The 25030-nt window shown below is 52.3% G+C and carries 19 protein-coding genes; 9 read left to right on the top strand and 10 right to left on the bottom strand.

Annotated features, from left to right (window positions below; translation table 11 throughout):
* Positions 1–1251, top strand: coding sequence for a glutamate-5-semialdehyde dehydrogenase (locus ACYVBJ_RS27255; protein ID WP_460985456.1), 1251 nt, complete (start codon positions 1–3; stop codon positions 1249–1251).
* Between the two features lie 237 nt (positions 1252–1488).
* Here ACYVBJ_RS27255 and ACYVBJ_RS27250 read toward each other — a convergent pair whose 3' ends face one another.
* Positions 1489–2961, bottom strand: a complete 1473-nt coding sequence (locus ACYVBJ_RS27250; RefSeq protein WP_460985455.1) for a gluconokinase — start codon at positions 2959–2961, stop codon at positions 1489–1491.
* Between the two features lie 167 nt (positions 2962–3128).
* On the opposite strand from ACYVBJ_RS27250, the gene ACYVBJ_RS27245 reads away from it, so the two are divergent.
* The gene (locus ACYVBJ_RS27245) at positions 3129–4685 is read left to right on the top strand and encodes an FG-GAP repeat domain-containing protein (protein WP_460985454.1); all 1557 of its coding nucleotides are present in this window, start codon (positions 3129–3131) and stop codon (positions 4683–4685) included.
* 163 nt (positions 4686–4848) lie between these two features.
* On the opposite strand, the gene ACYVBJ_RS27240 is transcribed toward ACYVBJ_RS27245, so the two are convergent.
* The 4 genes from ACYVBJ_RS27240 to ACYVBJ_RS27225 all read right to left on the bottom strand — a co-directional run bounded on the left by ACYVBJ_RS27240 (position 4849) and on the right by ACYVBJ_RS27225 (position 9199).
* Positions 4849–5676, bottom strand: coding sequence for an amidohydrolase family protein (locus tag ACYVBJ_RS27240; RefSeq protein ID WP_460985453.1), 828 nt, complete (start codon positions 5674–5676; stop codon positions 4849–4851).
* A gap of 87 nt (positions 5677–5763) precedes the next feature.
* Positions 5764–6624: a fumarylacetoacetate hydrolase family protein gene (locus tag ACYVBJ_RS27235; protein ID WP_460985452.1), complete on the bottom strand. Its 861-nt coding sequence runs from the start codon at positions 6622–6624 to the stop codon at positions 5764–5766.
* Between the two features lie 177 nt (positions 6625–6801).
* Positions 6802–8193: an alpha/beta hydrolase gene (locus tag ACYVBJ_RS27230; RefSeq protein ID WP_460985451.1), complete on the bottom strand. Its 1392-nt coding sequence runs from the start codon at positions 8191–8193 to the stop codon at positions 6802–6804.
* A gap of 106 nt (positions 8194–8299) precedes the next feature.
* Complete coding sequence (locus ACYVBJ_RS27225; RefSeq protein ID WP_460985450.1) at positions 8300–9199, bottom strand: AraC family transcriptional regulator; 900 nt, start codon at positions 9197–9199, stop codon at positions 8300–8302.
* A 109-nt stretch (positions 9200–9308) separates the two neighbouring features.
* On the opposite strand from ACYVBJ_RS27225, the gene ACYVBJ_RS27220 reads away from it, so the two are divergent.
* A complete protein-coding gene (locus ACYVBJ_RS27220; RefSeq protein WP_460985449.1) occupies positions 9309–10481 on the top strand; it encodes an FG-GAP repeat domain-containing protein in 1173 nt (390 codons plus the stop codon).
* 50 nt (positions 10482–10531) lie between these two features.
* Here ACYVBJ_RS27220 and ACYVBJ_RS27215 read toward each other — a convergent pair whose 3' ends face one another.
* A complete protein-coding gene (locus ACYVBJ_RS27215; RefSeq protein WP_460985448.1) occupies positions 10532–11305 on the bottom strand; it encodes an SDR family NAD(P)-dependent oxidoreductase in 774 nt (257 codons plus the stop codon).
* A gap of 62 nt (positions 11306–11367) precedes the next feature.
* Positions 11368–13044, bottom strand: a complete 1677-nt coding sequence (locus ACYVBJ_RS27210) for a UxaA family hydrolase (RefSeq protein ID WP_460985447.1) — start codon at positions 13042–13044, stop codon at positions 11368–11370.
* A 132-nt stretch (positions 13045–13176) separates the two neighbouring features.
* Here ACYVBJ_RS27210 and ACYVBJ_RS27205 point away from each other — a divergent pair, with 132 nt between their 5' ends.
* The 6 genes from ACYVBJ_RS27205 to ACYVBJ_RS27180 all read left to right on the top strand — a co-directional run bounded on the left by ACYVBJ_RS27205 (position 13177) and on the right by ACYVBJ_RS27180 (position 21184).
* Positions 13177–14382 carry an acyltransferase family protein gene (locus ACYVBJ_RS27205; RefSeq protein ID WP_460985446.1) on the top strand — a complete coding sequence of 402 codons (1206 nt, stop codon included), beginning with the start codon at positions 13177–13179 and terminating at the stop codon, positions 14380–14382.
* A 3-nt stretch (positions 14383–14385) separates the two neighbouring features.
* Positions 14386–16089 (top strand): adenine deaminase, encoded by a 1704-nt coding sequence (gene ade / locus ACYVBJ_RS27200; RefSeq protein WP_460985445.1) that lies wholly within the window; start codon positions 14386–14388, stop codon positions 16087–16089.
* A gap of 99 nt (positions 16090–16188) precedes the next feature.
* Positions 16189–16788, top strand: coding sequence for an RNA polymerase sigma factor (locus tag ACYVBJ_RS27195; RefSeq protein WP_460985444.1), 600 nt, complete (start codon positions 16189–16191; stop codon positions 16786–16788).
* A 131-nt stretch (positions 16789–16919) separates the two neighbouring features.
* Positions 16920–18191: a replication-associated recombination protein A gene (locus ACYVBJ_RS27190; RefSeq protein ID WP_460985443.1), complete on the top strand. Its 1272-nt coding sequence runs from the start codon at positions 16920–16922 to the stop codon at positions 18189–18191.
* Positions 18192–18332: 141 nt separating this feature from the next.
* Positions 18333–19649: a DUF4249 domain-containing protein gene (locus ACYVBJ_RS27185; protein WP_460985442.1), complete on the top strand. Its 1317-nt coding sequence runs from the start codon at positions 18333–18335 to the stop codon at positions 19647–19649.
* Between the two features lie 251 nt (positions 19650–19900).
* On the top strand, positions 19901–21184 hold the full coding sequence (locus ACYVBJ_RS27180; RefSeq protein ID WP_460985441.1) for an MFS transporter: 1284 nt from the start codon (positions 19901–19903) through the stop codon (positions 21182–21184).
* 100 nt (positions 21185–21284) lie between these two features.
* Here the strand turns inward: ACYVBJ_RS27180 and argC are convergent, their stop codons facing one another.
* From argC to ACYVBJ_RS27165, 3 genes are read right to left on the bottom strand one after another with little or no spacing between them, the layout of a single operon-like run.
* A complete protein-coding gene (gene argC / locus ACYVBJ_RS27175) occupies positions 21285–22265 on the bottom strand; it encodes an N-acetyl-gamma-glutamyl-phosphate reductase (RefSeq protein ID WP_460985440.1) in 981 nt (326 codons plus the stop codon).
* Positions 22266–23522, bottom strand: coding sequence for a glycosyltransferase family 4 protein (locus ACYVBJ_RS27170; RefSeq protein ID WP_460985439.1), 1257 nt, complete (start codon positions 23520–23522; stop codon positions 22266–22268).
* On the bottom strand, positions 23506–24702 hold the full coding sequence (locus tag ACYVBJ_RS27165) for an argininosuccinate synthase (RefSeq protein WP_460985438.1): 1197 nt from the start codon (positions 24700–24702) through the stop codon (positions 23506–23508). The genes ACYVBJ_RS27170 and ACYVBJ_RS27165 overlap by 17 nt, the downstream gene beginning before the upstream one ends.
* Positions 24703–25030 lie beyond the last annotated feature (328 nt).

Raw genomic sequence — 25030 nt, 5'->3', positions numbered from 1 at the left:
ATGACACCCATTACTCCTCTCCTTCAGGCCACTCAACAGGCAGCAGCCGCTGTCCGGCGTCTTAGTCCAGCCACAAAAACTGAGCTGCTCAACCGCCTTGCCGACGTATTGACGGCTCAAAGCGCCCAGATTGTGGCCGAGAACCGAAAAGACCTCGACCGTATGCCCGTCGATGACCCGAAATACGATCGGCTGAAGTTGACCGAAGCCCGGGTAGCGGACCTGGCGAAGAGTTTGCGTGATGTGGCCGTGCTCCCCGATCCGGCCGGAGAAGTTGTGGTTGAACGTACTATCGAACAGGGATTACAACTCCGGAAAATTACTGTTCCCCTCGGTGTGGTTGGGGTCATTTACGAAGCACGCCCGAACGTAACGGTAGATGTAGCTTCGCTTTGCCTGCGGTCGGGCAATGCCTGTGTACTGAAAGGCGGCAAAGAAGCGGATTTTTCGAATCGTTATTTAGTCGGCCTGATTCAGGATGTTTTAGCTGAATTCGACGTACCGAAAGCGGCTGTTACGTTGCTGCCTCCCGATCGTGCCGTCGTGAACGAATTGTTAACGGCTACGCGCTACGTCGATATCATCATTCCACGCGGTTCCGAGTCGCTGATTCAGTTTGTCCGCAAAAACTCACTGGTTCCCACCATCGAAACGGGTGCCGGGGTTTGTCATACCTACGTAGAAGCATCGGCTGATCTGGACAAAGCTGCGGCTATCGTCGTAAACGCCAAAGTGTCACGGCCATCGGTTTGTAACTCGCTCGATTGCGTGCTTGTCGATGAAGGTGTGGCCGACCAATTTTTACCGAAATTGATCGAGGGTTTCACGAAGTGGAACGTGGAGGTATTCGCCGACGAATTGGCCTATGAGATCTTCCGGAGCGCGGGCTACGACAAGCTCCAGGCGGCTCGGGCCGAAGATTTTGGCCGGGAGTTTTTGGACTACAAATGTGCGGTTAAAGTTGTCGCCAACCTGGACGAGGCTCTTTCGCATATTCAGGCGTATTCATCACGGCACTCAGAGGCCATTGTGTCTCAGTACCAACCGGTCATTGACAAATTCCTCCGTGAAGTCGACGCAGCCGCAGTGTACGCTAACGCATCAACACGCTTTACGGATGGCGGTGTGTTTGGCCTCGGGGCTGAAATCGGCATCTCAACCCAAAAATTACACGCACGCGGTCCGTTTGCGCTCGAAAAACTAGTCACCGAGAAATGGATCGTTGTCGGCGATGGTCAGGTTCGATGGTAGCAACGTAACGTTCGTTGGAGATGACGCGGCTATCGGGTTTGTCTGTCCGGGTGGAATCAAGTACTGAAATACAATTGGTTTAGCGTATCCGATAGCCGCGTTTGTCATTACACGAACAAAGGACGTACCCTGGATTGAAAGCCTTTTATTGGGTTACATAAGATGTTTCCTTTGTCAGCATGACAAACATATTTAACGTATTTGCGCTGATTTATTTGTTCGCCAATGCGTTAGCTATTACGAACGTACTACGTTTTGAACGGCCTGCTGCCAACGCCTAAAGGCGGATTGATACATTTTGGTGCGGGCGGCATCGGGTTCAAACGTTTCGCCAAACGTTACGCGCTCAGCGGCTTCATCGAGCGACTTAACTAGTCCGGTCGCTTTCATCGTCAACAGAATCGCGCCCATCGATCCGCTTTCATTGCTGGCATTGAGCCGCACCGGTATACCGGCTATATCGGCCAGCATCTGCACCCAGAACGTTGACTGTGCAAAGCCGCCGTTTGCGTGAATCACCCGGGCCGGACCTGTATGTTTGGTTAACAGTTCATTGATACTTAGCAGATTAAACAGAACGCCTTCGAGCGCGGCTCGGGCAAAGTGAGCCTGCGTATGCAGCCAATCGACATTCAGGTAAGCGCCCCTGGCCGAAGCATCCCAGAGTGGGGCCCTTTCGCCCTGCAGATACGGCAGAAACAGTAACCCCTCCGAGCCGGGCGCAATCGTTTCGGCCTCGGCAAGCACGGTCTCCGTGTCCTGCTTCGTTAATTTTTCGGATACCCACTCCAGCACATTTCCGCCGTTGTTGGTCGGGCCACCCACTACGTAATGATTATCGTCCAGGATGTAACAAAACAACCGGCCCTGTTCATCACGCAGCGGCTTTCGCACGGTTTGCCGAATCGCACCGCTGGTACCGATGGTCAGCGTAGCAACGCCGGGCTTAATCGCTCCGGCACCCAGATTGGCCAGACAGCCATCCGACGCGCCAATGAGCAAGGTCACGCCTGCTTTAATGCCTGCACCCGCAGCGTCGGTCCGGGCCTGATAAACCCGTTGGTGGGTCGTTGGCACAAGTGTCGACAGTTGATCGGGCCGTACACCCGCGTAGTCCATAGCCAGCGGACTCCATTGCCGGGCGTTCGCGTCGAAAAGACCCGTTGCCGTTGCAATCGAGTAGTCGACTTCAAAAACGCCCGTTAATTTATACCAGAGAAACTCTTTAATGGACCCGAAGCGCGCCGTTCGACGTAACAGCCGGGGGTCGTTCTCACGCATCCACGCCAGCTTGCAAAGCGGAATCATGGGGTGAATAGGCGTCCCGGTTTGCCCGTAAATCTGGTTCCCAAGCTCGGCCTGCTGGGTACGTAAGGCGGTAGCCTGGGCTTCAGCGCGATTGTCAGACCAAAGAATGGCGTTACCCAGTGCCTTCCCGTCAGCATCTATAGCCAGCAGACTGTGCATAGCTGTGCTGAAGGCAATGTGGGTGATCACGTTACCGCTTTCGGCCACTTCCCGACTTACTTCGGCCATTACCTGCACAAACGCCGACCAGATCTCATCGGGGTCCTGTTCGGCATAACCCGGTTCGGGATTCAGCGTAGTTACCGGGGCGGAGGCATGAGCCATAATCTGACTCAAATCGGAAGGCATAGCAAGTGCCTTCACGTTGGTGGTGCCGACATCGACGCCAACGAAGCAATCCATAGCGTGTAGCAAAGAGTTTATCCGCCAAAGCAACGCATTTTTTAGCTTAGCTCCTGTACTACGTTGTAAAAACTGCCTGAAGAGGCCTGACTAGCCAACCCCACATTCGGTAGGTTTTCGCTAAATGCATCGTCAGCTTTGTGGTATATTTGTGAAAAGAGTCCAGTATGCGTTTCGTTCGGTCAGCGTTTTTTATTACGTATAGTTCATTGCTGTTTGCGGCCTGTCAGTCGTCCTCTTCAACGGAAACTACGTCGGCTCCTGCCCTGCCTGAACCCACTCAATTAACGGGTCAGCAACTTAGTCAAACGTACTGCGGGAATTGTCACCTCGCCCCCGACCCGTCCCTGCTGGACAAAGCCACCTGGAAACACGGGGTTTTGCCGCAGATGGCGCTCCGGATGGGGCAGTCGGCTCAGCAGGTGAGTGTACTCGGCAATTTTACCGATACGGGTGAAATGACCCGGATTATCGAAGCCAACATTTTTCCGGAACGGCCAACGCTGCACGAGTTGGATTGGCAGAAAATCGTCAGTTATTACATCGAAAAAGCCCCCGATAAACTGCCCGCTCAGGTAGCTCATAAGGCCGTTCGGACTGGGTTGCCCTTGTTTCAGGCCCGGCAGTCGACTCAGGCCATTAATGGTATGGTTACGCTGCTTCGGTATGATTCGCTGGCGGGGCGTATCTGGGCGGGTGACGCCAACGCGCATTTATACGCCCTGAACCAGAAGCTCGAACGTATTGACTCGGTCAGCCTCGACAGTCCCGCTACGGACCTTTACAAGCATCCGGACGGGCGGATGGACGTATTGTCGGTGGGCGTTCTGAATCCAAATGACAAGCAGGCCGGAAGCTGGGACCGGCTGACCTCAACCAGTAAAACGCCAACGCCACAGATCAGGCAGTTGCAGCGCCCCGTTAGCGCAATACCAGCAGACCTGAATCGCGATGGCCAGGAAGACGTAGTAATTTGTCAGTTTGGCAATTATCTGGGTAAGCTAAGCTGGTTCGAAAAAACGGCCCAGGGTTATACTGAGCATGTGCTCGATGCGGCTCCCGGCGCACGTGTTGCGCTGGTGCGGGATCTTAATAACGATCAGTGGCCCGATGTGGTAGCCCTTTTAACGCAGGGAAACGAACAGGTTGCGGTCTATTATAACCAGCGGAACGGCTCTTTCCGGAAAGAAACCGTACTCCGTTTCCCACCGGTCTACGGGTCGAGTTACCTTGAGTTGACGGATATAGACAACGATGGTGATCAGGATGTTGTGTACGCCAATGGCGACAACGCCGACTATTCTATTGTGCTCAAGCCCTACCACGGCATTCGTATCTTTTTGAACGACGGACGTTTTCGATTTAAACAAGCCTGGTTCTACCCGATGTACGGTGCCACCCAGACAGTGGTTCGCGACTTCGATCAGGATGGGGATTTTGACATTGCCGCTATTGCTCAATTCCCGGATTTTACGCACCACCCGAACGAGAGCTTTATTTACTTTGAGAACAAAGGAAAGCTAACCTTCAGCGCCCGCACGTTCCCGATGGCCGACCATGGGCGCTGGCTACGACTGGAGGCTGGCGATGTTGATCAGGATGGCGATGAGGATATTCTGTTAGGTTCGTTCTTCCGGGCTCTCAGCCCGAAGTATATGGACCTGATGGTACAATGGCGCAAACCCGGTACGGGCATTATGCTGCTTGAGAACAAGTTGAAGTAGAATGGGCTGGCGTTTTTGACATCAAATTTTGTTATCCCGAGGCACGAGGAATCTTCGGCTGAAGCCGATATTCCCTCTGGTGACAGAAGGTACCTCGGGACGACAAAAAATATTATTTTAGTATTGCGAATACCAATCAGTTAACCCGAAAACTGTCCATAACTTACGTTAAGTTATAAAACGCCATTGCAGTAGCGCCAAAGACTTTTTCCCGCGCTTCGTCGCCCCAGGTACTTACGTACTCCTCAACAATGGTTTTGACCTGCGTATAGTTGGCAGCAACCAGGCACACGGGCCAGTCTGAGCCAAACATCAACCGGTCGGGACCGAAATGCTCGAACACTACGTCCAGATACGGAAAGAAATCTTTTTTACCCCAGTCCTGCCAATCGGCTTCGGTAACCATGCCGGATAGCTTGCAAGACACATTTTTGTTCTTTGCAATCTCCGTCATGAAGTTCGACCAGCGGCTAATCTCCTTCTTTTTGACGTAAGGCTTAGCCAGATGGTCGATCACAAAGTTGACCTCGGGCACGGCACGTACCAGGTGCATAGCGGCTTTGAGCTGATTTGGGTAGATCAGAATATCATACGTCAGATCAAAGGCGGCTAACTGACGGATTCCTTTGATAACTGCTGGACGCATCAGAAAATCGTCGGGTTCAGCCTGTGCTACGTGCCGGAATCCTTTGATTTCTTCAAACTGCGACAATACCTCCAGCCGTTCATAGATCTGTTCTGATTGTAAATCGACCCAGCCGACGACACCTTTCACAATATCGTAGTTCTGGGCCATGCTTACCAAAAACAGCGTTTCAGCCTCTGACTGCGCAGCCTGAACCGCCACGCAGCCGTCTACACCATTCTCTTTTAGTACCGGCTCCAGATCCGCAGGCAGGAAATCACGCTGGATCACGGCCATATCGTCCGTAATCCAGGTATCACGGACGGGGTCAAAATGCCAGAAATGCTGGTGCGCGTCAATTGTCATAACCGGGATTTGCTGGATTAGATAGATTCATAAGATTTTGTTAGTAGCGACTAAAAGACAAAATCCTGTTAATCATTTATAATCATATTAATCCCGGCTATAGGACTTTGCTGTTTGCCGCTGTTGGCCTAAGCCCTCGATACCAAGCTCAACTACATCAGCGGGTTGCAGGAAACGCTGCGGATTTAGCCCCATACCTACGCCCGCTGGCGTACCGGTTGAAATCACATCGCCAGGCAGCAGGGTCATAAACTGACTGATGTAGCTAACGAGCGTCGGTACGTTGAAGATCATATCGTCCGTGTTCGAATCCTGCAGATGTTCGCCGTTAAGATCCAGCCACAGCCGCAGCGCGTTCGGATTTGGGATTTCGTCTTTCGTCACCAGATAGGGGCCTAGCGGAGCGAACGTATCGGCGCTCTTCCCTTTCACCCATTGCCCACCGCGCTCCAACTGAAACGCCCGCTCGCTGTAATCGTTATGCACGGCATAGCCGACGATATACTCCATGGCCTCGTCGAGTTCTACATACGTAGCTTTTTTCCCAATGACGATGGCTAGCTCAACCTCCCAGTCGGTTTTCTCTGAGCGCTTCGGAATGATTACGTCGTCGTTCGGGCCGCACAGGGCCGTTGTCGATTTAAAGAATAAAATAGGTTCGGCTGGTGGTTGAGCACCCGTTTCGGCTGCGTGTTTGGCGTAGTTCAGCCCTACACACACAATCTTGGATGGGCGTTTTATGCACGGTCCAAAACGCTCCTCGGGCGATACTTCAGGGCAATTCTGCGCATGACTTTCCAGCCAATGCCGGAGCCGTTCGGGGCCATTTGAAGCAAAAAATGATTCGTCGTAATCCTCACCGAAATGCGTTACGTCGACAGATTGACCAGTGGACAGAACGACTCCGGGGTGTTCATGGCCGGGCTGGCCGAAGCGGAAAAGTTTCATGTAATCAATATCAGGTTTTCAAGAAAAGAGCAAGTACGTAGGTTTTTAACCATAAGCCCAACAATTGACTGGTTTTGTTAGCGAATCTCCTGCTCTAAACTAAAGCCGTCTGGTCATCAGCGTAGACGTTACGTTGATGACCAGACGGCCGAACAGTACCCTCTCTAGCTATATCCGTTAACTCTTACTACTTTTTTGTTTCATCCACGCGTCGAGCTTCTCAATCAGCTTCGTATTGAATTTGTCGCGGAGTAACTGACCGTACTCGGGCGCATCTTTCACCTTCAGATACGCCTGCATCGTGCCCGATTCAACGAATATATGATCGGTTTTAGGCAGAAAGTAATACTCGCCGTTTCCGGGATGGTATCGATTCACGATGTTGGCAATCTGGATATGGTCATCGGGTTTCAGAGCCGCTACGTCAGCCTCACCATATATCGCCAAGACCGGAGCCGACGTATTTTTCCAGGCCGCATACAGATTCTTATCGTTCAACTCCTGCCAGAACGTATAGTGCCGCCCGATCAGGGAGTTCTTCCCGTCGTAACCAAACATATTGTCGAACTGCTGCGCCACGGCCGGATTAACTTTCACCAATTCCTGCGGTGACTTTTTCCCGTAGAAGTACTGGTACATCGGTTCGCGAAAGGCTCGCAAGTCGTCTTCTACGGTGGCGAAATCGGCGCCTTCCAGCGTTTTCTGGTCACGTAATACGTCGAGCAGGTAATCGTGCCAGGTACGGACAACGGTACCATAAACAACCACGCCCGTTGGTTTGTACTGCTCAGCCAGCAACGGAGCGACAATGCCACCCAGCGAATGCCCGAACAGAAATACGTTGTTTTTGTCGACCCAATCATACGTCATTAACTTATCGTATCCCTTCTGAAACGCCGACAGTTCCGTATTGAAACCAATTTCGGCGCAGGGTTGCGTGCCGTCGCAATCGCCCATACCGGGTTTTTCGACCATATACACGGCATACCCTTTCCGCGCCAACTGATCGGTAGCCATGCGGTAGGGATCAACCGGCGGCAGGTACCCCATGGTCATGCAGGACGCTCCCTGAATAAAATAGACCACCGGCATTTTCTTGCCCTCCGAGCCTTTCGGGCGCTTCACCATAGCACGGATGTAGCCACTCTGAAACGGAAACTCATCGTACACCATTTCTAAATCGGGTGCTACTTCATTGGCCCGCGCCTTTACGTTACCCGACGCAATCTTCTCCAGCCTGTTACGAATAAGCACAACCTTGACCGGATCACCTTCGGTCAGCTTCTGCGAGAACGCGACGAGTTCCTGCGGGCCTTTGATGGATACGCCGTTTACGCTGGTGATGATGTCCTTCTCCTGAATACCGATCTGGGACGCTGTTGTGTTTGGAACAATTTGCTGTACCAGCACGCCTTCCGCTTTCGGCAAACCGACGTATTTAGCGATGGTTTCGCTGACCGGAGCGGGGACAACCCCAATGACTCCGCGCTTTTTAAGGTGCTGCCCCGTCGCCAGGTGAATCGTGCCTGTTAGGAGCAAAACCTGAACAATTACATTAATACGTTTCATAATGTTTACTTGTCAAATCTACTTTGCTCGCTTCCGGACTCCCCCCTCCGAAAGTCGTTCAGGCAAAACTAGGTGCATAGCTACCAGTGACCTTTGTCAAAACCTGCTATTCTGTTCGATAAGCCGCTGGCGTCGTTAGGTACGCTTTTTTGAACGCCTTGCTAAACGCAAATACGTCGGAGAAGCCCGTCAAAAACGCTACGTCGGCAATGGCGTATTGCCTGGTTTTCAACAGACTTGCCGATTGTTGGAGTCGCTTCTGAATGAGATACTGACGGGGCGACACGCCAAACGCCTGCTTAAACGAGCGAAAAAAATGAAACTCCGACAAAGCAGCCTGTGAAGCCAGTTCGGCCACGGTCCAGTTAGCCTGTACGTCAGCATCTATCATCCGCTTGGCCAGGTTTACGCGTCGAAACAACTCGGTACGTGTGCTAACCTGCTGGGCCGACATTCGATTGATGGCACCGGCAATACGTAATTGCGACCGCAGCAGCCCTTCGGCGGTCTGGTAATACAGTTCGTCGCTATCCATCGTGATTTGGCCGGTTTGCAGATTCGTACGACAAGCGAGGTGTTCCAGGAATTGCCCTAACGTATCGTCATGCACGGAGCAGACGGATTCGTAAAAATCAAATCCCCGGCACGACGGCGAGACCGGGTTATCCAGCAAACGGCCATCGTCGCCCGTCATATTTCGGTATACATCGTTCACGATTTGCTCATTTACGTACAGACACAGCCCCAGCACGGCCTGCTGCGACGCAAAGTCTATTTCCAGCGATTGCGTCTGGTTCACGACCAAAAATTCACCATCCTTCACCCGATGGGTATGCCGATTTACGCGGTAGTTCTCCAGGCCCTGCATGACGTACTTAATCGACACCGTGGGCGAATCGGTGTCTACTCGCTGAAAGGCGTGCAGGCGCGAGAAAACGGCTTTGCTTCCGTCGGGTCGGGAACTGCTGATAAAGAGTGCGTCGTGGGCGGGCTTGAAGTGAACCATGGCATATACGTAATACGCAACGAAACTATCCGACGGGCTGACCGAACAAAAGCAGTTTTTGACAAAAGGTCGAATTCAGATTTCAATAAACTTTGCAAAATTTGATCGCATGAAACATTCGGTTCATTGGCTAACGGTAGCCGCCTTCAGTGTAGCGTTGACCAGTTCGGCCCCAAAACCGGTTCAGTTCGCCGACGTTACGCAAACCAACCTGCCCCTGCTCGACCTCATCAGCAACTCCATGGATGTTGAGCCATTAGATATCGACAACGACGGCGACCTCGACTTAATTATTGCTTCCGAATTCCGCCCGAACGTAATCCTCATCAACGACGGAAAAGGCGTATTCACGAATGGCACCGCGGGACGGCTGACGGCCAAAAACCATGATCACGAAGACATTGCACTCGGTGATTTTGACCGCGATGGCGATACCGACATCATTTTCGTGAGTGAAGACGATAAAGTACACGAGTACCACCTCAACGACGGTAAGGGCGTCTTTAAAGACGTTAGTGATCAGTTTCCGGTTCAGTGCATCAGCAATGCGGTCGTAGCGGGTGATTTCGATAAGGACGGCGACCTCGACCTGATCATGGGTAATGATGGGCAGGACTATTTTCTGGCGAATGATGGCAAGGGAAAGTTTACGAATGAAACCGCTGCCCGTTTACCGGAAGACAAGGACGTAACGCAGGACGTTGAAGCAGCCGACATTGACAAAGACGGCGACCTGGATCTGATTTTCGGTAATGAAGACGACAACAAGCTGTATCTGAACAACGGGAAAGGTATATTTACCAATGCCACAGCAGGGCGCTTACCGATTCAGGCTGGTGCTGAAGAGACTCGGAAAGTCGATTTGGCGGATGTTGACAACGACGGGGATCTGGATATTCATTTCTCGAACGTCAACTTCCGAAAGACCAAAAACCCGGCTAATCGCTTGCTGATTAACAACGGCAAAGGCGTGTTCATCGACGAAACCGCACGGCGTTATCAGGCTGTCAACAACCTCAATACCGCCGACGCGCAGTTTGTTGATCTGGACAACGACAAAGACCTCGACCTCATCCTGGCCAACGTATTTGGCGCGGGTCCGCAGGCACTGCTGAACGACGGGAAAGGCGTGTTTACCGAGCAGACAAAGCAACTTCTCCCGGAAGGTGCTGGTAAAGAAGCAATCGCGGTAGAAGTTGCCGACCTTAACAAAGATGGCTTACCCGATATTTACTTCGGCGTTTTCCGCGACGCGGATGCCCTGCTCTTGAGTAAGAAATGATTCGGCAATCGGAGATGTTGGGTACTCATAGCCGACATCTCCGATTACTGCTATGAATTCAACCGCGTAAATCCGCCATCCAACGGATAATCGCAACCGGTTACAAATCCGGCTTCGTCGGAGCACAGATACAATGCTAGAGCTCCAACCTCTTCGGGCTTAGCCATACGGCCAATCGGCTGGGTTTTAGATAGCTTCTCGAACATTTCAGCTTCTTTACCCGGATAGTTCTTGGCGATAAATCCATCCACAAACGGTGTGTGCACCCGAGCGGGTGATATGCAGTTGCAGCGGATGTTATCGTTTAAGTAATCTTTGGCCACCGAAAGCGTCATGGTCAACACCGCGCCTTTGCTCATGGAATAAGCAAATCGATCCGATAAGCCCAGCGTAGCGGCTACCGACGCCATATTTAAGATTACCCCTCCCCCGCTTGCTTTAAAGTGCGGAATAACGGCATACAGACAGTTATATACACCTTTTACATTGATGCGGAAAATCCGGTCAAAGTCAGCCTCGGTCGTTGTGTCTACCCGACCGATGTGCGACACCCCGGCATTGTTAACCAGAATATGAATACGGCCTTGTTCAGCAATGCGGTTTACGGTGTCAATAACCTGCGCCTGGTCCGACACATCCACGGCATGGACCTGGGCTTGTCCTCCACTTCCGTTAATTTCTTGAGCAACCTGCTGCGCCAGATCCGCGTTGACTTCTAAAATGTGAACCGTTGCGCCAGCCTGGGCAAACGTCCGGGAAATAGCCAGACCAATTCCGCTGGCTCCCCCCGTAACCAGCGCTGTTTTGTCTTTAAGTGAAAACATAACTAAAGAGTGAATGAGTGAACGAGTGAAAGAAGGCGGTTGTAGACTTCCTCGTTCACTCTTTATAAAGATACCCCGCGTTTCCAGGGAATAAAGTCATCTTGCCCGAGCCGTTCGGCCTGGGTCGTTTCTTCGCCGGAAGCTAGCCGAACGATGTACTCCAATAATGCGTCGGCGTTTTGCTCGATCGTTTGCTCGCCGTCAATAATGGGGCCGCTGTCGAAATCAATCACATCGGGCATCCGGTTTTTGAGCGTCGTGTTTGTCGACACTTTCACAACGGGGCAAACGGGATTGCCCGTGGGTGTTCCTAGGCCCGTAGTAAACAAAATGACGTTCGTACCGGAACCTGCCATTCCGGTTGTGGCTTCAACATCGTTGCCGGGCGTGCAAAGCAAACTTAAACCCGGTGTTCTGGCAGGTTCTGCGTAGTCGAGTACATCGGCAACGGGAGCCGTACCGCCTTTTTTGGCGGCCCCTGCCGATTTAATGGCATCAGTAATCAAACCGTCTTTTATGTTACCAGGCGATGGGTTCATGTCAAACCCGGAGCCCACTGCTTCGGCCTGGGCCGAGTAACCGCCCATGAGATCAATGAACTTCTGAGCTTTTGCTACGTCGGTCGTGCGGTTAATCAGCTCCTGCTCCACCCCGTTCAGTTCCGGAAATTCCGCCAGCACCGTTTTCCCACCCAGTCCAACTAATACGTCCGACAAATGGCCAAGCACCGGATTCGCCGAAATCCCGGAAAAGCCATCGGACCCACCGCATTTCAAACCAACAGTCAGGGCACTCAGCGGAGCAGGCTGACGTTCGATCTTGTTGATTTCGATTAGCCCCAGAAACGTTTCTTTCACCGCCTGCGCCATCAGGGCGTATTCGGTACCGCTCTGCTGTTCATAAATCAGCAGCGGTTTGTTGAATTTAGGGTTCTGACGCTTGATTTCTTTCTCGATGGTATCGGCCTGCAGATGCTGGCAACCCAGACTCAACACCGTTACCCCCGCTACGTTTGGGTTGTTAATGAACCCCGCCAGCAACGAGCCCAGATACGCAGAATCCTGCCGGGTACCGCCACATCCCATTTCGTGCGTCAGAAACTTGATTCCGTCAATATTTTTGAACGGCCGGTGCTGGTGGCGCTGGTTTAAGTTCGTCAATGTCTTGTTCTGCGATTCATCGACAAACGGCTGCATCTTCTTAATCGCGCCAATATCACCCGCCTGATACAGATGTAACAGCTCGTGCACCTGTTCGCGGTACGTTTCGGGTTGGGCGTAGCCAAGCTCCCGCTCGAACGCATCTTTCAGGATCAGTACGTTCCGATTCTCGCAGAAAACCAGCGGCACCACCAGCCAGTAGTTACGCGTTCCAACGCTGCCATCGGCCCGGTGATAGCCCATAAACCGGCGGTTCTGCCAGGGCAACACATCCGGCGGCTGCCAGGAGTATGGTTGTTTTTTGTCGAGGCTGTACCGGTCGGCATCATGTTTGAGGTTAAACGTCGTAATGGATTCACCACGACGAATTGGCTTTGTAGCCTTCCCAACCAATACACCGTACATGATAATCGGGTCGCCCGGCTGGCGATCTTCGGTAACAAATTTATGTTTCGCCCCGACGGCGTACGGCAACTCATACAGATCGTTCTCAAACGCAATCTTTTCCCCGGCCGACAAGTCGCGCAAGGCCACGATAACATTGTCGGCAGGATGAACTTTCAGCACACGGGCAAGCATCAGAAAATATGTTTTTTCTTGTAAAGAGACGTATTCAGCCGAAATATACCACCTGCCGCAAAAACTTTGTCGAACGCTATTGCGAAAGTGACCGTCAATCCCAAGTTTTGGCCTCTATTTTCCTACCCGAACATGCCTACTCCTTTACCCGAAAAGCGCACCAGCTTCCTGGCTGGCCGTCTGATGTCGATGGATGCCTACCGAGGCTTTGTGATGACACTGATGGCGGCCGAGATTTTGCGGTTTCATAAGCTACAGGAAGCGTTTCCGGACAGTCCGTTCTGGGCATTTCTAACGTATCATCAAAGCCACGTTGAGTGGGCAGGCTGTTCGCTGCACGATTTAATTCAGCCTTCGTTTTCGTTTCTGGTGGGGGTTGCGCTGCCCTATTCGCTTGCCAGCCGGGCAACGCAGGGACAGTCGGTCGGCACGCAGTTCGGTCGTGCGCTTCGGCGGTCCCTGATCCTGATTCTGCTGGGTATATTTCTCCGCTCAACGCACACCGATCAAACCTATTTTACGTTTGAAGATACGTTAACACAAATCGGCCTGGGTTACCCCTTTCTATTTCTACTGGGCAACACCAGACCCCGAACGGCCTGGATCGCTTTAGGCGTAGTGCTGGTCGGATACTGGCTGGCGTTTGTTCTGTACCCCGCTCCTGATGCTACGTTTGACTACGCGTCGGTGGGCGTTCCGCCCGATTGGCCAGAGCACTATACCGGACTGATGGCGCATTTCAACAAAAACAGTAACCTCGCCTGGGCCTTCGATACGTGGTTTCTGAACCTATTTCCCAGAGAACACCCGTTTTTATACAACGGGGGTGGATATGCAACGCTTAGCTTCATCCCAACGCTCGGCACGATGCTGCTGGGCCTGCAGGCTGGCTGGTGGCTACGGTCAGACGTAACGCCCCGTGGGTTACTGAGACACTTGCTAATGGCCGGTGTCATTGGGCTGGTTGCGGGTTTCCTGCTGCACATCGCCGGTATCTGTCCGGTCGTTAAACGCATCTGGACGCCCGCCTGGGTTTTGTTCAGCGGAGGCTGGTGCTTCGGCTTACTGGCCCTATTTTACTACCTCATCGACGTACTGAACTACCGGAAGTGGGCCTTTCCGCTGATCGTAGTGGGCATGAACTCCATTGCGATCTACTGTCTGGTACACCTCATCGACCGCTTCATCGTTACTTCATTATATACTCACCTCGGCCATGGGCCATTTCAGGTGTTTGGCCTAGCTTACGAACCACTGCTTATCGGCGCTGCCACGCTACTTATTTTTTACCTTATTCTTCGGTGGATGTACCGCCGGAATCTTTTTATCCGCATCTGACCTATGACAACGGCAAATATTCTTAATCTCTTCGATCAAACGATTTTCTACGGCACGCTGATCATCGAAAACGGACGTATTGTACAGTTGGACCGTTTAGGGCAGGAACGGCCCGGCGAACCGTACATCCTTCCCGGCTTTGTCGACGCCCATGTTCATATCGAAAGCTCCCTGCTCACTCCGCCCCAGTTCGCCCGGCTGGCGGTTGTTCACGGGACCGTAGGAACTGTTTCCGACCCGCACGAAATCGGCAACGTATTAGGCGTACGGGGTGTCGAGTACATGATCGAAGAAGGCAAACGGGTTCCGTTCAAGTTCATGTTCGGTGCGCCTTCCTGCGTGCCCGCTACTCCGTTCGAAACGGCCGGCGCAACCATCGACGCCCACGACGTACGTAAGCTGTTAGCGATGAAGGAAATTGGGTATCTGGCGGAGGTCATGAACTTTCCGGGCGTGTTGAATCAGGATCCGGAACTGATGCTGAAAATTGCGCTGGCTAAGGCGTTCAACAAACCTATTGACGGACATGCGCCCGGTCTGACTGGTGACGATGCCCAGCGCTACGTCGACGCCGGAATCAGTACCGATCACGAATGTTTTACGTACGCCGAAGGGCTCGACAAAGCCCGGCGGGGCATGGGTATCCTGATTCGCGAGGGAAGTGCCGCCCGCAATTTTGAGGCCCTGATTCCCCTGCTGGCCGAGTTTCCGGAACAGATCATGTTCTGCTCCGACGATAAGCACCCCGATACGCTCGCCGAAGGCCACATCAACCAGCTAGTGTTACGTACCCTTGCCGCAGGGCACTCGCTCTGGAACGTTCTGCGAGCCGCCTGCCTGAATCCAGTTCTACACTATCGACTGCCGATCGGCTTATTGCGCGAAGGCGACCCCGCTGATTATATTGTGATTAACAACCTGCTCGATTTTCACCTACAGCAAACAGTGATCAACGGAGAGGTGGTGGCCGAACATGGTCAGTCAGCCATTCCTGATTTGCGGAGTGCGCACGTCAATCAATTTAACTGTTCGCCGAAAATAGCAGGCGACTTTGCGGTCACTTACGATGGACAGTCCGGAGGGCAGATTCGGGTTATCGAAGCCCTCGACGGGCAACTTGTTACCAATGAGCTGCATCTGGAACCTAAACTAGAGGATGGCTATATCGTACCGGACCCCGAACGCGACATCCTGAAACTGGTCGTCGTGAACCGGTATCACGACGAACCACCCGCCATTGGCTTCATCAAAAACTTCGGCTTAACCCAGGGCGCAATTGCCTCATCGGTTGGGCACGACTCGCATAATATCACCGCGGTGGGCTGCGACGACGAGAGCATCTGCCGGGCAGTTAATTTGGTGATCGAAGCAAACGGCGGATTATCTGCGGTAAGTGGCCAGCAGCCGCAGAATAATCAGGAAGTGATGAGCCGCCGGAAGTTCCTGCATCTGACTACCACACCCGATACGCAGTTGCTTCCCTTACCGGTTGCCGGTTTAATGACTGACCGCGACGGCTACGAGATTGCGGAGCAGTATACGGCCCTCGACCTATACACGAAGCAGGAACTGGGCAGTACGTTGGCCGCTCCGTTCATGACGTTATCGTTCATGGCCCTCTTAGTTATACCCGATTTAAAATTGAGTAACAAAGGTTTATTTGACGGAAAGCGGTTTTCGTTCGCCCCCCTTCAAATAATCAAATAAGGCCAATAAAAAATTTTATTTGCCTACCGTTTTTAATTCAATTTTTTATGAATATGTTTACAGACCTCAAGGCTATTCCCAACCCTTACCTACCCTCTCATGGCTCGCTCTCGTACACAAACCGGCCCCGACGACGAAACATTATGGAATCAGTTTCGTGGTGGCGATGAAAACGCGTTCGCTCGGTTGTATCAGAATTACGTGCAAACTCTCTACCACTACTGCGCTCATTTCGCAACGGATCGGGCACTGATTAAAGATTGCATTCACGACTTGTTTGTTGAGCTGTGGAAACACCGGACTACCATTGGACCAACTACTTCGGTACGGTTCTACCTGATGGCCTCCATCAAGCGGAAGCTGGTCCGTCACCTGACCGCCGAACAGAAGCTGGTTAGTCAGGATGAAATCACCAACGGTCGCCGGGTAGGCGATACACTGCCAGGAGCGGATCAATCGCACGAAAACCTGCTTATTGCGCACGAGGAAGATTCATACATGAACGACTGCCTGCATCAGGCCCTTGAAAAATTGCCTCGTCGCCAGCGTGAGGCCGTCCATCTGCGTTACTTTCAGAACATGAGCAACGAAGAAATTTCGGCCCTCATGCAGATTAACATTCAATCGGTTTATAACCTGATCTTCGGCGCGATGAGCAACCTCAAGCGCTACGTTACCCCAGAAAACGTTTCTCTTTAATACCTAATACTGCTTATTCCTAAACCTGACTTTGCCCGGTAGCTCTCAAAGCTACCGGTTTTTTATTTTTTGAATTAGCTACGTTAACCAAGCGGGTTGCGAACAACTCGTCGTTCCGGTAACTTCGCCTGATGAATACAGATTCAACGCCACTACCCGAGCGGGTTCGCCCGCGCACGCTCGATGAGGTTATTGGACAACGGAAATTAATCGGTTCGGGCGGTGCCCTGCGCCGGGCCGTCGACGCCGGTCGGCTGCCATCCATGATTCTATGGGGTCCACCGGGTGTTGGAAAAACAACCCTGGCCTTATTGCTGGCCGAAGCCGTTAAGCGCCCTTTCATTGCACTCAGCGCCATCAATTCGGGCGTTAAAGATATTCGGGATGTTCTGAATCGGCCCAGCGGTATGTTTCCGCCCGTCGTTTTTATCGACGAGATTCATCGGTTCAACAAAAGTCAGCAGGACGCCCTGCTCGGTGCCGTTGAGAAGGGACAGATTACGCTGATCGGCGCTACCACCGAAAACCCATCGTTCGAAGTAAACAGTGCCCTGCTGTCGCGCTGTCAGGTATATATTCTGGAGAGCCTCGACCGTGACGAATTGATTCAACTCATTGACCGGGCCATTGCCCAGGACGCTTTTCTTCGGTCGAAAACGATAACAGTTGACTCTTACGATGCACTGCTGCGTCTGTCGGGTGGCGACGGCCGCAAATTATTAAATCTGCTGGAGTTAGTGGCCTCAGCGCATGTATCGGCCGATCCGCTGACGATTACCGATGAACTGGTAACAACAATAGCCCAGCAAAACATTGCCCGTTACGATAAATCAGGCGAGCAGCATTACGACATTATTTCGGCGTTCATTAAATCGTTACGTGGCTCCGACCCGAACGCAGCGTTGTACTGGATGGCGCGCATGATCATTGCGGGCGAAGACCCGGTGTTTATCGCTCGCCGGATGCTGATCCTGGCGTCGGAGGATATTGGCAACGCCAATCCAACCGCCATGATTATGGCCTCCGAAGCGGTACAGGCCATTAAAGCCATTGGTATGCCGGAAGGCCGGATTATTCTGTCGCAGGTAGCCGTTTACCTGGCGACCTCGCCGAAGAGTAACGCGAGTTATGCTGCTGTTGACGAGGCTATTGCCTTAGCGGAGAAAACAGCGCATTTACCCGTACCGCTGCACCTACGTAACGCCCCGACGAAACTGATGAAACAGATCGGGTACGGCAAAAATTACCAGTATGCTCACAGTCACGAAGGTAATTTCGCCCAACAGAACTTTCTGCCGGATGAGTTGAAAGGGCAAAAGCTGTATGAACCGGGTCATAACGCGCGCGAAGCCGAAATTCGACGTAACCTGCAAAAGTGGTGGGGCGATTGGTACGGATACTAACTTTACCGGCATGAGTAACCGTCTTTAATAACGAAGGTGGGTTTTTTATGAACTGGTAAGTAGACTGCACGCCCTGACGCGTTATTAGCAGAATACAATGCACACTGGTCATCACTCTCTTGTCGATATTAAACGTTCGGTATGCGCCCTTCATTAAACCTGCTGATCTACCTGCTGGCCCTTATCTTTCCCCTCGCCTGCATCGATCCGATTGACCTTACGACGCAGGGCACAAATGATATTCTGGTCGTTGACGGTCTGATTACCGATCAGGTAGAGCCTCAGCTTATTAAGCTGAATCGTTCCCAGGCCGATCGGCTCACGGGTCAGTTCAGCACCATCCCGCTCAGTAAGGCAACCGTAGCGGTTGTGGTTGATTCGGCTACGGTTGTCAGTTGCCATGAAACCATCGACGGTACGTATCAGCTTCCCAGCGATTTCAGAGGGCAGGTTGGACATGCTTATCAGCTGCGCTTCACCCTCCCCGACGGCACCCGCTACGTATCAGCCCAGCAGGTGATGCAGCCCGTATCGCCAATAGCGAAGGTGACAGTTAAGTTCAACCCAACGAGTTTGTCAGCACAGCAACTCGATGGCTATACAGCCGCTCACGACATCTTCGTTGATACGCAGGACCCCGCCGGCCAGCACAACTATTACCGCTGGGAGTGGAAACTTTGGGAACGGCAGTTTTGGTGTAAAACCTGTTTGCAGGGCGTCTATTCCTACTATAAAGTGCTGCCTAATATGTACAGAGGCCGGGATTACTTTGTGACGGGCACCGAACGCCTGGATGACTGCTTCAGCCCTCCGGCGGGTAAAGCCGGTGAAGAAGCGCCGGAAGTTCCCAGAGAGTTTTTCCTTTATGATTACCAATGTCAGACCCCATGCTGGCACATATTTTATGGCTACGACATTACGGTGCTGGATGATAAGTTCCTCAATGGCAGCCCGATTATCCAGCAGCGGGTAGCGCAGGTTCCGTTCTACGACGCCCAACCGGCGCTGGTTGATATCCGTCAGCTCTCGCTATCCCCCGACGCGTATCGGTATTACAAACTCTTCCAGGATCAAACGCAGAAAACGGGCGGCTTGGCCGACACGCCAGCCAGCGTACTAATCGGCAACATACGGCAGGTTGATAATCCAGATGTCGGCGTAGTAGGCTATTTCTCCGCTTCAGCCAGTTCGCTGGTCCATTACTGGCTCAACCGAACCGATACCGAGGGCTTAGCGTTCGGCGCGACTGACCCATCGGGTCCTCATCTAAGCGAAGGCGACGATCTCTTCTACGTCCTGAATAGGCGTCGGCCTACTCCTGAACCTCCGCCACCGTATCTGGGCGAGCGAGAAAGACCTAAAGTCAGGTTGTGGCCGTTTAACGACCGTCCCCCGCTGGTTCCCTGTCTGCTGAGCGATAATCAAACCCCGTTCAAACCGGAAGGATGGCGGGACTAATCCGCTTCATGCGTAAATGTTACGTTAGTTTTTCTGTTGGCTTTGCCATCGGCCGTTAACGGCCGCCTGCCGATCTATCTTAAAGTAATCAACAGATAAACAGCATTTTGCTGACGCTCAGCCTATTTATTATCTATAATTCACGCTATATAACGTAGCATTGGGGCTTCGTACCGGTCAACAGTAGCCTACGGGCATAAATCGACTTATACAGATTAACATCACCTGAACACATTGCGGAATTTACTCTTATGAATCGTTCGTTGGCGAAAAAGCGCTGGTACCGGCTACTGCCTGTCGTTTTCATTACGTACAGTTTAGCCTATCTGGATCGGGCTAATTTTGGCTTTGGGGCCGCCAGCGGCATGGCCAATGATCTGCACATCACCCCCGCCATGTCTTCCCTGCTGAGTTCTTTGTTCTTTCTGGGGTATTTCTTTTTTCAGGTACCGGGGGCTATTTACGCCCAAAAACAAAGCGCAAAACGATTGATCTTCTGGTCATTGATTCTCTGGGGTGGACTTGCTACGGCAACGGGCCTTATCAGTAACGTAACGATTCTAATCGCCATTCGCTTCATGCTGGGCGTGGTTGAAAGTGCGGTTATGCCCGCTATGCTTTTGTTTTTGAGCCGGTGGTTTACCAAAACCGAACGGTCGCAGGCCAATACGTTCCTAATTCTGGGTAACCCGGCCACGATCCTGTGGATGTCAGTCCTGTCGGGGTATCTGATTCAGGCCGTAGGCTGGCGCTGGATGTTTATTCTGGAAGGCATCCCGGCCATCATCTGGGCTTATTTCTGGTGGAAGCTGGTGGAGGATAAACCGCAGGATGCAGATTGGTTAACTGGAGCCGAAAAGCAAGCCTTAGCCGACGAATTGGAGCGGGAGCAGCAAGGGATTAAACCAGTCAAAAATTACAGCGAAGCATTCCGGTCCCGCGTTGTCATCCTGCTTTGTCTGCAATATGCGTTCTGGAGCATCGGCGTGTATGGCTTTGTGATGTGGCTTCCCTCCATCCTGAACGCAGCCCCGAATATGACGATCGTCAAAACGGGCTGGTTATCGGCAGTGCCGTACGTCCTGGCAATCATTGGCATGTTGAGTGCCTCTTATTATTCCGACAAGACTCAGCACCGCAAAGCGTTCGTCTGGCCGTTCCTGGTGATCGGCGCTGTGGCTTTCTACGGGTCGTACGCTTTAGGAACCGATCATTTCTGGCTGTCGTTCGGCCTGTTGATTATCGCGGGAGGAGCGATGTATGCGCCTTACGGACCGTTCTTTGCCATCATTCCCGAAGTACTTCCCAGCAACGTAGCGGGTGGAGCCATGGCGTTGATTAATAGCTTTGGCGCTTTAGGGGCCTTTCTGGGATCGTATCTGGTAGGCTATTTAAACGGCACGATGGGTAATTTTGGGGCTTCTTATCTGTTTATGGCGGGGTCGTTGCTGCTTTCGGCAGGTTTGACCCTAATCGCCCTCAAAAAGCCCGTTGCAGCTTATACACCCACGGCAAAAAGTGTGAATGTTCCTTGAATAAGGCAAGTTCTGGGCTAACAAATAGCCCGTGTTGGTGACGCCGATGAAACGTAAAGGGTTACGTCTCAACGGCGTCACCAACACTTCTCTATTATTTTTAGAACGCAACTGGCTTTAGACGTAATCCCGTATCCTCGGGTAAGCCGAACACCAAATTCATATTTTGCACAGCCTGCCCCGATGCCCCTTTTGTCAGGTTATCAATTACGCTCGTAATCAATAGCTGACCATCGTGCAGCTCCAGATGCAGGAAGCACTTATTTGTGTTGACAACCTGCTTGACATCTATCGGCGTTTCGCTCAGGTGCGTAAATGGATGCCCTTCGTAATAGGTCCGGTATAACTCTTTGGCGTCTTCTCGCGTACCGTCGAAAGGTGTATACACGTTCGCCATGATCCCACGCGTGAAATCACCCCGGTATGGTACAAAGTTGATGGCGTGCGTAAAGTCAGGATCGAGCCGGGTTAAGCTCTGGCGGATTTCAGCAAGGTGCTGGTGGGTAAACGCTTTGTAGATCGATACGTTGTTGTTCCGCCATGTGAAGCCTGTTGTGGGCACAAGCGCCTGTCCCGCTCCGGTACTTCCCGTAATGGCACTTACCTGAATGGCATCGGTTAGCTTACCCGCCTTGGCCAACGGCAGCAAGGCCAGTTGAATTGTAGTGGCAAAACAGCCCGGATTGGCAATGCGCGTAGCCTCCTGAATGCGCTCCCGCTGCAATTCCGGTAAACCATACACAAAATCGTTCTGCTCGTCGCGGTAGTCGGCGCTCAGATCAATGATCGTTACATCGTCCGACACCTCATTCTCAGCCATAAACGTTGCGGAAGCACCGTGACCGGAGCAGAGGAACACCGCGTCGAGTCCTTCTTTAGCCAGCAACGCAGCAGGATTTTCGACCGAGAAAACCAGGTCGGTATCGCCCAACAGATCGGTATGCGTAGCCCAGACGGGTTTACCTGCCTGGCTATTGCTGTGCACAAACGCGATGTCGACAAAAGGGTGATTAATCAGGATGCGCAGCAGTTCGCCACCTGTGTAGCCCGCTCCGCCGATGATGCCAATGTTCAGTTTCATTCAGGAAAGTATTCGTTTATATAACGCAACGTGTTCGGCAATGAATTTGTCCCATGCGAATAAAGAAGCTCGCTCCACTGCCTTTGCCGACAGGCTGTTTCTTATCGACGAGGACGTAATAACAGTCAGCATAGCCTGGCAAAGCGCGTCTACATCCGTCGGTGACACCTTGATGGCCGCATCGCCAACGACCTCTTCAATCGCTGGAATAGTCGATGTAATAACCGGCATCCCGCATTGCAAAGCCTCTAAGGGCGGCAGACCGAAGCCCTCGTATAAGGATGGGTAAACGAAGCCCAGCGCCCCCGAATACAACGGAGCCAGTTCTTCGTTCGGCACGAAACCCGTCACGACCAGACGAGACCGTAACGCCTGATTTCGGGACAGCTCATCCATGATCTTGTCGAACTTCCAGCCTTTCGTACCCACCAGCACCAGCTTCACATCGACCGGTATTTCTCCGCTTTGTACTAACTGAACAAAGCAGCGAATGAGGTGATCGGTATTCTTGCGCGGCTCGAACGTAGCCAGACTCAGCAGATAGGGCGCATCGACCAAACCGTATTTCGCCCGGATCGCCTGCTTTTGGGCTTCATCGGTAACCGGATGAAATAGCGTGGGTGATGCCGCCAGATGAATAGGCGTTACCCGACCAGGGTCAGTTTTTGTGTAGCTACAGAAATCCTGTTTGGTGGCTTCTGATGCCGTAATCACATAGGCGTCGGGTGGTAACGTATTCAATACGTCCCGAACCGTACTGTCGCCCGTTGGAAACCATTCCGGGTGAAAGATCGGAATCAGGTCATGAATCATCTGAACCTTACGCACCGACTTGTTCGTCCGTACGGCTTCGGGAATCGGATAAAACGGCGAGTGGTAAATGCTGCTAGCCGCCCACTGGGTCGGATCAAATCGGGCTTCGTCGGTATGCAGCAGTTTCCTAGTCCGATAGAAAGCCTCCCGAATGATTTTTGAGGGTAAGCTGCCTATGGCAAACGGAGTGAGCAACGCATTTTCGATACGTCCCCATTGCCGCTCCGTCGGGCGATTGATGAACGTTGGGGCAGCACCTCCTAAGCGATTCTGCACGTAACGCATATTCTCGGCCAGGTGCGTAGGAGCCGCGACGGACAGATTGACATCGGTACGCTGCTGCAGGCCCGTCAGCAATTGGTCTACCACACGGCTAACGCCCGTTTGCGCCTGCCGGTGGTAGAACCCAATGCCTAACGGATTAACATCAAGAATTACTTTCACGAATCTTCTCGTAAATCATCACCTGATTCGACGCTACTTTCGAGAAGCCGCGTACATCGTCGCCGGTCCAGGCGTTGTTCATTTCGCCGTATGAACCGAACACCGACGCCATGAGGTCGTGGTCTGACTCAATACCTAACACCTGGAAGCGATACGGAGCTAGCAATACATGCACTTTTCCGGTAACGTGGCTTTGCGTATCGGCCAGGAAGATTTCGATATTGCGCATGACCGGGTCCATGAACTGGCCTTCGTGCAGCATGGTGCCGTACCAGTTCGCCAGTTGCTCTTTCCAGTACAGCTGCCACTTGGTCAGGACGTGCTTTTCGAGCGTGTGATGCGCTTTGATCAGAATCAACGGCGCGGGAGCTTCGAAGCCTACGCGACCTTTGATACCGATGATTGTATCGCCCACGTGAATGTCGCGACCAACGCCGAATGGTCCGGCAATTTCCGTCAGTTTACGGATAGCATCAACCGGATTCGCGAACGTCTCATCCCCGATGCCTTTGATTTCGCCGTGCTGGAACGTCAGCGTAATGGTTTCGGGCTCCGACTTTGTGACCTGTGTTGGCCAGGCTGATTCGGGTAAGAACTGGTCAGACGTCAGCGTTTCTTTGCCGCCAACCGACGTTCCCCACAAACCCTTGTTGATCGAGTAAGCCGCTTTGTGCCACTCCTGCTCAACACCTTTCGACTTCAGGTATTCAATCTCGGCTTCCCGTGACAGGCGAAGATCACGGATGGGCGTAATGATTTCGGCCTCTGGCGCAATGATCCGGAACGCCATATCAAAACGAACCTGGTCATTACCAGCACCGGTGCTACCGTGTGCAATCGCCGACGCGCCAATTTCACGAGCATACTCAGCCGCAGCAATCGCCTGGAAAATCCGTTCGGCGCTCACGCAAAGTGGGTACGTATTGTTCTTCAATACGTTACCAAACACCAGAAATTTCAGGCATTGCTGATAATAATCGTCCGTTTTGGAGATCGTTACGTGCGACTTCACGCCCAACGAATAGGCCCGTTCTTCGATTGCCTTCAATTCGGCATCCGAGAAGCCACCTGTGTCGACCAGCACCGAGTGAACTTCCATTCCCCGGTCTTCCGACAAATATTTAACGCAGAAGGAGGTATCTAATCCTCCGCTGAAGGCAAGAACTACTTTTTGAGACATCAGACATAAGGCACCGTTCGCAGCCATACGGTTATGCATGACTGGCCCGCTGCCACTATAGTTTTGGCGGGGCAAATATCGGACATTCCGGCTAAAACCGATTTAGTTATGTCGATCAGATTACGTGTTTTTGTTTTCTATGAAATCTCACTTGTTTTGTTCCCCAACACCCCATCGTAACCTATACTATGCGCGGACTTAATATTGATGCGTGAATTAACCTGTAAAGAAGCCAATCTCCTTTTTGTAGAAGAAGGCTTGTACTAATCTCCGATCTTTTCCCAAAGTGTCGATTTGCTCTAAAACAGCTTCTGTCAGGGCTTCCAAC

The organism is Spirosoma fluminis (genome assembly GCF_054778895.1).
Note: the sequence above shows the minus strand (reverse complement) of the source record. Positions and strands in the feature narration are given on the sequence as shown.

Coding starts and splice junctions, on each gene's coding strand:
- ACYVBJ_RS27255 (WP_460985456.1), top strand. CDS start 1: ATGACACCCATTACTCCTCTCCTTCAGGCCACTCAACAGGCAGCAGCC.
- ACYVBJ_RS27250 (WP_460985455.1), bottom strand. CDS start 2,961: ATGGATTGCTTCGTTGGCGTCGATGTCGGCACCACCAACGTGAAGGCA.
- ACYVBJ_RS27245 (WP_460985454.1), top strand. CDS start 3,129: ATGCGTTTCGTTCGGTCAGCGTTTTTTATTACGTATAGTTCATTGCTG.
- ACYVBJ_RS27240 (WP_460985453.1), bottom strand. CDS start 5,676: ATGACAATTGACGCGCACCAGCATTTCTGGCATTTTGACCCCGTCCGT.
- ACYVBJ_RS27235 (WP_460985452.1), bottom strand. CDS start 6,624: ATGAAACTTTTCCGCTTCGGCCAGCCCGGCCATGAACACCCCGGAGTC.
- ACYVBJ_RS27230 (WP_460985451.1), bottom strand. CDS start 8,193: ATGAAACGTATTAATGTAATTGTTCAGGTTTTGCTCCTAACAGGCACG.
- ACYVBJ_RS27225 (WP_460985450.1), bottom strand. CDS start 9,199: ATGGTTCACTTCAAGCCCGCCCACGACGCACTCTTTATCAGCAGTTCC.
- ACYVBJ_RS27220 (WP_460985449.1), top strand. CDS start 9,309: ATGAAACATTCGGTTCATTGGCTAACGGTAGCCGCCTTCAGTGTAGCG.
- ACYVBJ_RS27215 (WP_460985448.1), bottom strand. CDS start 11,305: ATGTTTTCACTTAAAGACAAAACAGCGCTGGTTACGGGGGGAGCCAGC.
- ACYVBJ_RS27210 (WP_460985447.1), bottom strand. CDS start 13,044: ATGCTTGCCCGTGTGCTGAAAGTTCATCCTGCCGACAATGTTATCGTG.
- ACYVBJ_RS27205 (WP_460985446.1), top strand. CDS start 13,177: ATGCCTACTCCTTTACCCGAAAAGCGCACCAGCTTCCTGGCTGGCCGT.
- ade (WP_460985445.1), top strand. CDS start 14,386: ATGACAACGGCAAATATTCTTAATCTCTTCGATCAAACGATTTTCTAC.
- ACYVBJ_RS27195 (WP_460985444.1), top strand. CDS start 16,189: ATGGCTCGCTCTCGTACACAAACCGGCCCCGACGACGAAACATTATGG.
- ACYVBJ_RS27190 (WP_460985443.1), top strand. CDS start 16,920: ATGAATACAGATTCAACGCCACTACCCGAGCGGGTTCGCCCGCGCACG.
- ACYVBJ_RS27185 (WP_460985442.1), top strand. CDS start 18,333: ATGCGCCCTTCATTAAACCTGCTGATCTACCTGCTGGCCCTTATCTTT.
- ACYVBJ_RS27180 (WP_460985441.1), top strand. CDS start 19,901: ATGAATCGTTCGTTGGCGAAAAAGCGCTGGTACCGGCTACTGCCTGTC.
- argC (WP_460985440.1), bottom strand. CDS start 22,265: ATGAAACTGAACATTGGCATCATCGGCGGAGCGGGCTACACAGGTGGC.
- ACYVBJ_RS27165 (WP_460985438.1), bottom strand. CDS start 24,702: ATGTCTCAAAAAGTAGTTCTTGCCTTCAGCGGAGGATTAGATACCTCC.